The sequence below is a fragment of the Sedimentibacter sp. genome (assembly GCF_033447055.1).
Classification (GTDB): domain Bacteria; phylum Bacillota; class Clostridia; order Tissierellales; family Sedimentibacteraceae; genus Sedimentibacter.
On sequence record NZ_JAWQJF010000144.1, the window covers coordinates 1 to 11751 of the forward strand.

The 11751-nt window shown below is 33.3% G+C and carries 12 protein-coding genes and 1 tRNA gene; 12 read left to right on the plus strand and 1 reads right to left on the minus strand.

Going from position 1 to position 11751, the window contains the following annotated elements:
* A partial coding sequence (locus SA378_RS09955; RefSeq protein WP_318525838.1) for a stalk domain-containing protein occupies positions 1 to 1875 on the plus strand: 1875 nt, incomplete at its 5' end.
* A gap of 54 nt (positions 1876 to 1929) precedes the next feature.
* Here the strand turns inward: SA378_RS09955 and SA378_RS09960 are convergent.
* Positions 1930 to 3078, minus strand: coding sequence for a 1-deoxy-D-xylulose-5-phosphate reductoisomerase (locus SA378_RS09960; protein WP_318525839.1), 1149 nt, complete (start codon positions 3076 to 3078; stop codon positions 1930 to 1932).
* A gap of 201 nt (positions 3079 to 3279) precedes the next feature.
* Between SA378_RS09960 and thrC the strand changes: the two genes are divergently transcribed.
* The 11 genes from thrC to SA378_RS10015 form a co-directional block, all read left to right on the plus strand.
* Entirely contained in the window at positions 3280 to 4773 is a 1494-nt protein-coding gene (gene thrC / locus SA378_RS09965; protein WP_318525840.1) for a threonine synthase, read from the plus strand.
* A 12-nt stretch (positions 4774 to 4785) separates the two neighbouring features.
* Positions 4786 to 5667: a homoserine kinase gene (thrB, locus tag SA378_RS09970; protein ID WP_318525841.1), complete on the plus strand. Its 882-nt coding sequence runs from the start codon at positions 4786 to 4788 to the stop codon at positions 5665 to 5667.
* A gap of 37 nt (positions 5668 to 5704) precedes the next feature.
* A complete protein-coding gene (locus tag SA378_RS09975) occupies positions 5705 to 6142 on the plus strand; it encodes an ACT domain-containing protein (protein WP_318525842.1) in 438 nt (145 codons plus the stop codon).
* A gap of 10 nt (positions 6143 to 6152) precedes the next feature.
* Entirely contained in the window at positions 6153 to 7364 is a 1212-nt protein-coding gene (locus SA378_RS09980; RefSeq protein ID WP_318525843.1) for a patatin-like phospholipase family protein, read from the plus strand.
* Positions 7365 to 7491: 127 nt separating this feature from the next.
* Complete coding sequence (gene cysS, locus SA378_RS09985) at positions 7492 to 8913, plus strand: cysteine--tRNA ligase (protein ID WP_318525844.1); 1422 nt, start codon at positions 7492 to 7494, stop codon at positions 8911 to 8913.
* Positions 8895 to 9404: a Mini-ribonuclease 3 gene (locus SA378_RS09990; RefSeq protein WP_318525845.1), complete on the plus strand. Its 510-nt coding sequence runs from the start codon at positions 8895 to 8897 to the stop codon at positions 9402 to 9404. Before cysS ends, SA378_RS09990 begins: the two co-directional genes overlap by 19 nt.
* Entirely contained in the window at positions 9385 to 10116 is a 732-nt protein-coding gene (gene rlmB, locus SA378_RS09995; RefSeq protein WP_318525846.1) for a 23S rRNA (guanosine(2251)-2'-O)-methyltransferase RlmB, read from the plus strand. Before SA378_RS09990 ends, rlmB begins: the two co-directional genes overlap by 20 nt.
* A gap of 1 nt (position 10117) precedes the next feature.
* Positions 10118 to 10633, plus strand: a complete 516-nt coding sequence (locus SA378_RS10000; RefSeq protein ID WP_318525847.1) for an NYN domain-containing protein — start codon at positions 10118 to 10120, stop codon at positions 10631 to 10633.
* Positions 10634 to 10694: 61 nt separating this feature from the next.
* Positions 10695 to 11324, plus strand: a complete 630-nt coding sequence (locus SA378_RS10005; protein WP_318525848.1) for a sigma-70 family RNA polymerase sigma factor — start codon at positions 10695 to 10697, stop codon at positions 11322 to 11324.
* Positions 11325 to 11435: 111 nt separating this feature from the next.
* Positions 11436 to 11511 (plus strand) — tRNA-Thr (locus SA378_RS10010).
* Between the two features lie 39 nt (positions 11512 to 11550).
* Positions 11551 to 11751 (plus strand): GTP-binding protein (locus SA378_RS10015; protein WP_318525849.1); only part of this gene is annotated, 201 nt, incomplete at its 3' end.

Sequence of the window (11751 nt, forward strand, 5' to 3'; positions counted from 1 at the left end):
CCTGGTTCTTTTGATGCAATTAATCTTGAAATGGGGAACTTTGCAACATGCACAAATGTTAATGAACAGGAATTTGTTCCTTTCAAGAATACTCTGACGTTAATGAAGCTGATATTGATTGGGGAGCCGGGCATAGAAGAATTAAGAAGAGTATCGGGTTCTAGTGGCTCACTTACATTTCCACCTTTTAAAAACACCATGACATATTTTGTCAGAAACATGGATATTGGATATGATTGGAATAATGAATGTCCTCTTACGGGTTTCTTCATGTGGGGAAGCAATGAAGACAGGAATAAAATATTGAATTTAATATTTGATTTGGATCCTGATTATGTAAGGCCTACGTTTTCAGATATGACACAGGGACCCATTGAAATAGTTCCGGGACCGCGTCCATACGGGTCATCAGTTCCTGATATGTACGTTAAATATCATAATGCACCAAATCAGATAAATGCAACCATAGGTTTGTATTTAACAGATAGTTTCACTGAAAATCCTGAACAATATAAAAATATAGGAGGCAAAGTAAACGGTGATTTTCTTGTTACAACTCCTGGCGAAGCAGGAACATATCATTTCAGAATTTACGACAACAATAATGTATTGTTGGCAGTGAGTGATGAAATTGAAGTTGTTGCAGTTGATGAAGAAAATAACAATTCTTCGCAAACAACTACAACAACAATTCCACCTGATACAAACTCTCAACAACCGGCAGCCATTGACAATAGTGCGTTAAACGGTGATGGCTTAGATTTGACCTACTATAGAAGCCGGGTAAATGAAATTTTGAATGTAACTGTTACTGGCAGTCTAGATGGACCAGTTTGGGGTAACGGCATTTATACTGATGATTCAGATGTTTCCACAGCAGCTGTCCATGCAGGAATAGTAAAGTATGGGGAAACCAAGACAGTGAGGGTAACAATTTTGCCCGGTCAGTCGAGCTATGGAGGTAGTTGGAGAAACGGTGTTCGTTCAGAAGAATATATAGAATTTGATGGAAGCTTTAAATTTACGGATGTAAACTTGCCGCTTGCAGAACAAAGTTTAACGGAAGGAATAGGCACCACCACTCGTGAAGAAGACATATACTTGGTAGAATATCAAGGAAAGCATGGTACTGTAATAAACTTGATAGTAACTGGGGATAAAGAAGGCGATGTATGGGGTACCGATATTTATACTGATGATTCAGATGTTTCAGCAGCAGCTGTTCATGCTGGAATTTTAAAAGTTGGAGAGACCAAAACAATTAGCATTACAATACTTCCGGGACAAAGCTCATATAGCGGTTCATTAAGAAACGGTGTAGAATCAGGTGATTATGGCGAGTGGGACGGAAGTTTCAAATTTAATGGTGACTCCATGGCGGCGAATCCGTTGAATGATATAGATATAAATGAACAAGATGATGTTTTATTGGATTTTAAAAATAATTATTATGCTGAAACAAAAGACAACAGTATTTTTGAAGGCGCTGAAAACAGCTTTATAATACTTCAAATAGATAATCCAAACATCAGTGTTAATGGTGAATTGCAAGAGATTGACCCAGGAAGAGGCACCACACCAATGATAATATCATCACGTTCCATGGTTCCCATAAGAGCAGTTGTTGAAGAGCTTAACGGGACTGTAAGCTGGGAAAACAGCAGTAAGAAAATCACTTTGACTGCGAAGGGGAACACGGTTGAGATGTGGATTGATAAAAATGAAATTGTAGTCAACGGCAACAGGTATACAATTGATGTGGCTCCTACCATAGTCAACGGTCGCACATACGTACCTTTAAGATTTGCGGCTGAAAACCTCGATACAAAAGTTTATTGGATAAATTCCACCAGAGAGGCTTTAATAGCTTATTGATTGTTATATACTTATGATTATGGGGATGACTAATCATCCCCATGTTTGATTTAATTATAAAATTGACTCTAAAGTTTTTTTTACAAACACTTCTGCTGCTAAAATTGTTTCTATTGAATCAATTTTAACCGGGTTGTGCTTGAGCATAATTTTTTCATTAATGTTTCCTATATCAAGGAAACTTATTTTTTTGTTTAAGAATAAATCAACGCAAGCTTCATTTGAAGCATTTAGAACTGTAGGCATTGTGCCACCTGCTTTCAAAGCTTCAAATGCAAGACCGAGACATTTGAATACATTTACATCAGGTTTTTCAAATGTCAATTTTCCTATTTCTGATAGGGACAAACTTTTATAGCTGTTTTTTTCGCGTCTTGGATAAAAAAGTGCAAATTGTATAGGAACTCTCATATCAGGAAGTCCAAGTTGTGCAATCGTTGAATGATCGCAAAATTCAACTCCTGAATGTATTATGCTTTGAGGGTGAACAACAACTTCTATTTGTTCTGGTTTTACATCAAATAAAAATTTAGCTTCAATGACTTCTAACCCTTTGTTCATTAAAGTTGCCGAATCAATGGTAATTTTCTTTCCCATCGACCAGTTGGGGTGCTTTAGTGCATCATCTATTGTAACATTTTTCAAATATTCTGTGTCTTTGCCTCTAAATGGTCCGCCTGAAGCTGTCAATATTATTTTATTTATTGATTTTTCGCTGCTTGACATAAGGCTTTGAAAAATGGCGCTGTGTTCGCTGTCTACAGGAAGAATAGCGGAATGGTATAATTTCGCTAAATCCATTATGTAGCTTCCACCTGTTACCAATGTTTCCTTGTTTGCCAATGCTATTGTTTTTCCTTTTTTTATGGCAGCAACTGTAGGTTTCAGACCTATCATTCCTGAAACTGCAGTTACTATAATTTCGCTTTTATCATATTCCGCTGCTGCAATGAGACCGTCCATTCCGGACAGTATTTCAGTTTTTATATTACCTGACAGCATATTTTTAAGCAAAAGAGCTTTTCCTTCATTCATGACACAGCATAATTCGGGTGAAAATTCCAGTATTTGTTCTTTTAATAATTCTATATTGTTATTTCCGGTTATGGCACACACCTTTAATTCATCTGAATGTTCGCGTACAACATCAAGAGTTTGTGTGCCTATTGAACCGGTGGATCCTAATATACTTATATATTTCATAATTGCTCCTTTATAATAAATTATTGTATTTTAGCTGATTTTATGGTTATATGCGAAACAATACTCATTCATTTTAACATATTGTTAGAATTTTGCAAAGGATAAATCAGCGATACAATTGTTTTATGAAAAAAAACACTTGTAATAATATTGAGAACAGTATATCATATATTATCATAAAGAAAGACGGTGGAGGAAAATATGCTTCAAAGTTATGAAAGTACCAGAAACTCGGATATAAGAACAACTGCATCTAAAGCAGTCTTGCAAGGAATTGCGAGCGACGGTGGTTTATATGTAATGAGAAACCTAGAGAAAAAGAATATAAATTTAGAAGAATTGATTGGGAAAAGTTATACAGAAATAGCTGAGTTGATATTAGGTACTATGCTTGATGATTTTCCTAAAGAAAAAATAAAAGAATGCGTTTCAAATGCATATACAGATAAATTCAGTACAAGTGAAATTACGCCCGTTGTTAAAGTAGGAAATGCATATGTTGCAGAGTTGTTTTACGGACCCACATCTGCATTTAAAGATGTAGCTTTATCAATATTGCCTCATTTAATGACAGCTTCTTATGATATGAACGATATAAATGGAGAAGTTATAATACTTACAGCTACTTCAGGAGATACGGGAAAAGCTGCTTTAGAAGGATTTAAAGATGTAAAAGGAACAAAGATTGTAGTTTTTTATCCTGAAGGAGGAGTAAGTCAGGTACAAAAAGCTCAAATGATTACACAAGAAGGATGTAACACATATGTTTGTGCTATTAAAGGAAATTTTGATGATGCTCAAACAGGAGTTAAAAATATATTTGCAAACGAAAAACTGAATAATGAAATTGCTGATAATAACAAAGTGTTCTCATCTGCCAACTCTATAAATATCGGGAGACTGGTTCCTCAGATAGTATATTATTTTTACTCTTATATGAAGCTTGTAAAAAGCAATTCAATTAAAATGATGGATAAAGTAAATTATTCAGTTCCAACAGGAAATTTTGGCAATATTTTAGCAGGGTATTATGCAAAAAAAATGGGACTTCCGATAAATAAGCTAATTTGCGGGTCAAATGAAAACAATGTTTTATATGATTTTATAAAAACAGGTATTTATGATAAAAACAGAGAATTTCATAAAACAATTTCTCCTTCAATGGATATTCTTGTTTCAAGCAATCTTGAAAGGTTATTGTATTATATAAGCGGTAAAGATAATGAAGTTGTAAAAGCGTATATGGAACAGCTCAATAAAGATGGAAAGTATGAAATAAGCTATGAAATGAAGGAACAAATAAGCAAAGAATTTTATGCTGGATGTGTTTTCAAGTTTGATACAGAAAAGACTATAAAGGACACTTTCTTTAATGAAGGTTATTTGTTAGATACACACACAGCTGTTGCATATAAAACTCTTGAAGATTACCGAAAAGAAACTAATGACAAAACTGTAAGCATTGTTCTTTCTACTGCAAGCCCCTATAAATTTTCAAAAAGTGTTTATGAATCACTGTATGGAAGTTATGAAGACGAAGCAAATAACGAATTTGAAATTATGCAGGAACTTTCAAAAAAAACAGGAGTAAAAATACCCGGTAATTTGCAAGGACTTGAAAATAAAATTGTGCTCCACACAGAAGTTTGTGAATCGGATAAAATGGAAAATTACGTAAGAAAAATAGCAAAATGATTGGAGAATGGTATGGTAAAAGTAATTGTCCCGGCTACAACTGCAAATATCGGACCTGGTTTTGACACATTAGGGCTGGCTCTTCAAATGTACAATACTTTTAAATTTGAAGAAATAGAAGAAGGTTTAATAATAGAGGGATGTCCTGATATTTATAAAGATGAAAACAACTTGGTTTATAAGGCGTTCGTTTGTACTGCAAAAAAAATTGGTGCATCTGTAAAGGGATTAAAAATTACAATGGAAACTGAGATACCAGTATCAAGAGGTCTCGGCAGCAGTTCTGCCTGTATCGTGGGAGGAGTTTATGGTGCGAATGCATTATATAACGGTGGACTTTCGAAGGACGAGCTTTTTAAAATAGCAGTTGATATTGAAGGACATCCTGACAATATTGCACCGGCTGTATATGGAGGATTGACTGCATCCATTGTGGATGATGAAAAATCTTATTGCATGAAATATAATATAAGTGAAAAGTTATATTTTTGTGCATTAATACCCGATTTTGAAACATCAACCTGTGAAGCAAGAAAACTTCTGCCTCAGGAAATATCTTTTAAGGATGCTGTTTTCAATGTATCCAGAGTTGCAGTGCTTCTTAAAGCATTGGAAAATGGAGACCTTGATATAATAAATGTTGCTCTGAAGGATAGATTGCACCAAAAATACAGAGAGATACTCATCCATGAATGTGATGATGTTAAAAGAATTTGTATTGAAAATGGTACGACCGCATTTTTTATCAGCGGTTCGGGACCAACATTAATGAACATAATTGAAAATTCGGATTTTACAAACAGAATAAAAAACAGTATAATGAAGCTAGAACATAATTGGGAAATAAAATTTCTTCAAACTGATAAAAGAGGTGTAACTATAGAAATTTTATAGTTTTGATTGCTCGTAATAAAATTTGAGAGGTGGATATATGTTAAAAAAATACTTGATTGTCAGTAAAAAAATATTGCCGGATGTTTATGAAAAGGTTATAGAAGCACGTAATTTAATCAACAACGGCAGTGTAAAAGGCATTAGTGAAGCGGTAAAAAATGTAGGTATAAGCAGGAGCACTTATTATAAGTACAAGGATTACGTTTTTTCTCCATCTGAGAACTCAATAGGAAGAAAAGCTGTGCTGTCATTGATGTTAAGACATGAAAAGGGTGTACTTTCTAATGTTTTAAATTGTATGTCATCAGAAAATGCAAATATACTCACAATAAATCAAAGTATTCCGATTAATGGAAAAGCAGCCGTCAGTGTTTCGCTGGATATTTCTGATATAAACAAATCAATTGATGATATTATTGCAGAAATAAAAAAAGTAAAGGGCGTAAGTACTGTAAAACTATTGTCTATTGAATAGGAGAATGAAAATGTATGGTTTAGTTTTAGAGGGTGGAGGCGCCAAGGGTTCTTATCATGTTGGTGCATATAAAGCTTTAAGAGAACTTGGTATAGAAATAGGAGGAATTGCCGGAACTTCAATTGGAGCGATAAATGGTGCATTAATGGTTCAAGGAGATTATGATCTGTTAGAGAAAGTGTGGTACAACATAAACTCTTATGAACTGTTTGACCTTGATGAAAAGGTTTTAAATGATTTAAAAAACTTGAATTTGCAGGAAATTAATTTTTCTTATCTATTGCATCAGTCAAGGGAAATTTTAAATAATCGCGGACTGGATACAACAAGAATCAGAGCATTATTCGATACTTATGTTGACGAAGAAAAAGTACGAAATTCTGAGGTCGATTTTGGAATAGTGACAGTAAATATGACAGATAAAAAGCCTCTTGAACTTTTTAAGGAAGAGATTCCACAAGGTAAGCTTGTAGATTTTCTTATTGCCAGCGCTAATTTACCTGCGTTTAAAATTGAAGAAATGGATGGCAAGAAGTATTTGGATGGCGGTTTTTATGATAATCTTCCAATCGGATTGCTTGCCAAAAAAGGTTACAAAGATATAATTGCTGTGAGAACAATGGCAATTGGAATTAGAAAAAAAGTAAGAACCAAAGGTTTAAATGTTACATTTATTCAACCTGCCGAGGGTTTGGGCGGAATGCTGGGTTCTTTGGATTTTAACAGGGAAAAAGCAGACGAATTAATTAAACTTGGTTATTATGATACTATAAAAGTATTTAAAAAACTTAAAGGGCACAAGTATTACTGTATTCCTTATGAAGGCAATTTTATTCAAGTGTTGGTAGATTTCCTTTTAAATAATAAAGAAAAAATAAGAAAAATTGGAACGCTTCTTGGATTTGATGATACTTTTGAAGACCGCACTCTTTTTGAAAAAATAATGCCTAGACTAGAGAGCATACTTGATATGAAAGGCAATTATGATTATGAAGATATAGTTATTCGTTTAACTGAAAGAATAGCGGAAATGTGTGAAATAGAAAGATTCAAAATATATACGGCTAAAGAATTCTTTGATTTGACAGTTGAAAAATTTGTTGAAAATTCCCCAGCATATACTAAGAATGTTCCTTCTTTCATAAAACGCAACAAAATATTATCAATGACAGTCAAAGAAGATTTGATTGTAGAAATTTTCGCAGAACTTATAAATCAATAGTATCAATTTTTGACAAATTAACAATTATAGTTGCATTACATTGAATAAGAATAGCAAAAAAAATAGCTTGATACAATTACAACGGTATTATATAATGATGTTAAAGTAACGAGGGGAGAGATTTCTTATGAAGCTTTACAATACACTTTCTAGAACTATTGAAGATTTTATACCTATAGATAAAAATTTGGTTAAAATGTACACATGTGGGCCGACTGTATATAACTATGCTCATTTGGGAAACTTAAGGATGTACATACATGAAGATGTGCTTGAGAAAACTCTTAGGTATATTGGATATCCGGTAAAAAGAGTTATGAATATAACGGATGTGGGACATCTTGAGTCTGACTCTGATGACGGCGAAGATAAAATGGTTAAAGGTGCAAAACGTGAAAACAAGACTGTGTGGGAAGTAGCTCAATATTACACAGATGCATTTTTTCGGGATATAGAAAAATTAAATATTAAAAAAGCTGATGTTGTTGCAAAAGCAACTGATTATATCAGCGATTATATTGAATTTATTACAGTTCTTGAAAAAAAGGGATTTACATACAGGGCAAACGGTAATGTTTATTTTGATGTTACTAAAGTTGAAAATTATACAAAACTTTCCGGAATGGATTTAGATCAGCTAAGAACAGCATCGAGAGAAGATGTGGACGTTGATGTGAATAAAAAGAACCCGCAGGATTTTGTCCTTTGGTTCACAAAGTCTAAATTTGAAAATCAAGCAATGAAGTGGGAATCTCCATGGGGATTAGGATATCCGGGATGGCATATTGAATGTTCCGTAATAAGTTTAAGAAACCTTGGCGAACAAATGGATATACATTGCGGCGGAGTTGACCACATTGCTGTGCATCACACGAATGAAATTGCTCAGACGGAAAGCTATACAGGAAAAGACTGGGTTAATTATTGGTGGCACGGAGAATTTTTAATTGATAATGATGGGAAAATGAGCAAGTCAAGCGGAGAATTTTTGACATTGTCTCTTATTGAAAAGAAAGGTTTTAATCCTCTTTCATACAGATATTTTGTATTGAATTCACATTACAGAAAACAGCTTGCCTTTTCATTTGATTCACTTTCATCTGCGGAAAATGCATATTTCAAGTTAAAAAGCAGAATAAAGGCTATTAAAGAAAGTGCAGATGACAAACAGGCAGGAAATATTGAAATTGTGAATAAATACAAAGATGAATTTAAAAAATGTCTTGAAGATGATTTGAATACAGCGAATGCTATTACTGTTTTATTTAACATACTTAAATCAGATGAAGTAAGTAATAATGATAAATTGGTATTAATAGCTGATTTTGAACGAGTATTGTCACTTGGTTTGTTAGAAGATGATGTAGCTGAAGAAAATAATGCACATGATGATTTGACAAAATATATTGAAGAAATGATTGAAAAAAGGCAAGCAGCAAAGAAAAACAAGAATTTCCAACTGGCCGATTCAATAAGAGATGAGCTTTTAGAAAAGGGTATTATGTTGGAAGATACAAGACAGGGTGTAAATTGGAAGAAAATAAATTAGAAGAAAACAAATTAGAAGAAAACAAATTAGAAAACAATCACATTAATAATGAATTATTAAGAATAGTAAGCGATAAATTATCAAAAAAAACACTTATGTACTCACCTGCACAACTAGCTTATGCAGGTGATGCTGTTTATGAGCTTTTAGTAAGAAGCTATGTCGTAAACAAACAAGATACAAATGTAAATAAAATGCACAAAATAACTGTGAAATTTGTCAAGGCAAAAGCGCAGGCATACTTAGTAAATATGCTTGAAAATGAACTTACAGATAATGAAAAAAGGATTGTCAAGAGAGGCAGAAATGCCAAAGTCACATCTTCTCCTAAAAATGCAGAGTTAATGGATTACAGATATGCAACAGGATTTGAAGCGTTGATTGGGTACTTATATCTTAACAATGAGATGGACCGGTTAATGGAACTGTTCAATAGAATCGTTGAAATACTTAATGAAAAGGATGATAATAATGAGAATAATAGAGGGTAAAAATCCGGTAATGGAAGCATTGAGAAGTGACGCTCAAATAGACACTATATTAATTAGCAAAGAAGCTGCGCAAGGGTCTTTTGCAAAGGTGATCGAAATGGCAAAAGCGAAGAATATTCTAATTAAAAATGTTGATAAGGCTATGCTTGACAGACTAAGTGAAAACAAAATACATCAGGGAATTATTGCCGAAGCAATGGAATATGAATACAAGGAAATTGATGATATACTTGATTATGCCAAGAAAAAGGGTGAAAAACCATTTGTTATAATTCTTGATGAAATAACCGATGTTCACAACCTTGGGGCTATTATTCGTTCTGCAGAATGTCTAGGTGCTCATGGTGTAATTATACCTAAAAGAAGAGCAGCACAAGTTAACGGCGTTGTTGCTAAATCTTCTGCCGGAGCTATAGAATTTTTACCTGTAGCCAGAGTTACAAATATAAGCAATGCAATAGAAGAATTGAAGTCAAAGGGTTTATGGATATACGGCGCTGATATGGATGGAGAGAAATATATATATGAAGAAAAGTTTGATGTTCCTGTTGGCTTGGTAATTGGAAACGAAGGTTTTGGCATCGGAAGACTTGTGAAGGAAAGATGCGATACAATCGTTAAAATTCCTATGAAAGGAAATGTAAATTCTCTAAATGCTTCTTGTGCAGCTTCTGTTATCATATATGAAATAATGAAGCAAAGGACTATTTGAAATGTCAAGAACGAAAAAAGATTATCTATTTATTGATGGTTACAATATTATTAATCAATGGCAATATTACAGGGAAGTTAAAAATATAGCGAACAGCAGAAACAAGCTTATTGAACTTCTTATTGAATACCAGGCATACAGAGGGTTGAAGGTTATTGTTGTGTTTGATGCTCATCTTGTAAAAGGAAGTTTGGAAAAGGAAGAACAAATTGATGGTATAGTAGTTGTGTATACAAAAGAACATGAAACTGCTGACAGCTATATTGAAAAACAGCTTGATAAAATTGGAAGATATGAGCAGGTGCAGGTAGCTACTTCAGACGGTGCCATACAGCAAATTGTACTGGCTAGAGGTGGAACACGAATTTCTGCACAAGAAATGATTATGAAATTAGAAAACACTAAAAAGGATATTAGAACAAAAACTGAGAAGCCTCGACAAAAAGGAACAAATATTGACCAAATTATAGATGAAGAAACTTTAAACAAGTTAGAAAAAATACGAAGAAGCATGTAACATATTGACATTAATTGTAAATACATATAATATATTCCTATACAAGTGGGGAGTGTGCTTTATGGTTAGTCCTTTTTTTATAATAAACAGTCTGTGTTATAACAGGGAAAAATATGATGCTTTTTCGGATGAAGAACTTATTGAAAAAATTAGAAATAGCGATGACAATGCCGAAAAGTGTTTATATACAAGATATGCCTTTGTGGTTAAAAAAATAATAAGTTCTTTCTTCATTGTTGGCGGCGAAATGGATGATTTGTTTCAGGAAGCTATGATAGGATTTATTAAAGCAATTCGAAACTACAATGCAGAATTTGGCTGTAGTTTTCGAACATTTGTTGAATTGTGTATTCGAAGACAAATCTTTTCTGCAATAAGAAAATCAAAGGCTTATGACGAGATAAGTTGTGATATATCTTTTTGCAATTATTGTGATTTGGAATGCAATTGTTCAGAAATATATAAATTTGGAGAGATGGATAAACTAAATCCGGAATACGTTTACATCAACGAGCAAGAAAGGAATATTTGTTCTGAAATAACGTATGAAAATTTGAGTGATTTTGAAAAGATTGTTTTAAATCAATACTGCAAGAGCAAATCCTATAAAGAAATATCATTGATGCTCAATAAAAATATTAAATCTATTGATAACGCTTTGCAAAGGGTTAAGAAAAAAATGCAGTCTTAAAAAAAACATGAAACATTCTGATTCCTTTTGTAAGTTATTCCAATTTTGCTATTGATTTATTATTGCTTTATTGATATAATAATTTTTGCTAACATTTAAGAATGACATAATGCCTATGTAGCTCAGGAGGTAGAGCACTTGCATGGTAAGTAAGAGGTCCCCGGTTCGAGTCCGGGCGTAGGCTCCAAATTTAAATAAAAATAAAATAATCCTGGGAGGAAATAAAATGGCAAAGCAAAAATATGAAAGAACAAAACCGCATGTTAATGTAGGAACAATTGGCCACGTTGATCATGGTAAGACAACTTTAACAGCGGCTATTACAAAGACATTACATGAAAGATATGGTACAGGCGAAGCAGTAGCATTCGAAAACATTGACAAGGCACCAGAAGAAAGAGAAAGAGGAATCACAATTTCAACAGCA

Excerpts from the sequence above, each read along its gene's own strand:
- SA378_RS09960 (WP_318525839.1), bottom strand. The coding sequence starts at position 3,078 with ATGAAATATATAAGTATATTAGGATCCACCGGTTCAATAGGCACACAA.
- thrC (WP_318525840.1), top strand. The coding sequence starts at position 3,280 with ATGCTTCAAAGTTATGAAAGTACCAGAAACTCGGATATAAGAACAACT.
- thrB (WP_318525841.1), top strand. The coding sequence starts at position 4,786 with ATGGTAAAAGTAATTGTCCCGGCTACAACTGCAAATATCGGACCTGGT.
- SA378_RS09975 (WP_318525842.1), top strand. The coding sequence starts at position 5,705 with ATGTTAAAAAAATACTTGATTGTCAGTAAAAAAATATTGCCGGATGTT.
- SA378_RS09980 (WP_318525843.1), top strand. The coding sequence starts at position 6,153 with ATGTATGGTTTAGTTTTAGAGGGTGGAGGCGCCAAGGGTTCTTATCAT.
- cysS (WP_318525844.1), top strand. The coding sequence starts at position 7,492 with ATGAAGCTTTACAATACACTTTCTAGAACTATTGAAGATTTTATACCT.
- rlmB (WP_318525846.1), top strand. The coding sequence starts at position 9,385 with ATGAGAATAATAGAGGGTAAAAATCCGGTAATGGAAGCATTGAGAAGT.
- SA378_RS10000 (WP_318525847.1), top strand. The coding sequence starts at position 10,118 with ATGTCAAGAACGAAAAAAGATTATCTATTTATTGATGGTTACAATATT.
- SA378_RS10005 (WP_318525848.1), top strand. The coding sequence starts at position 10,695 with ATGGTTAGTCCTTTTTTTATAATAAACAGTCTGTGTTATAACAGGGAA.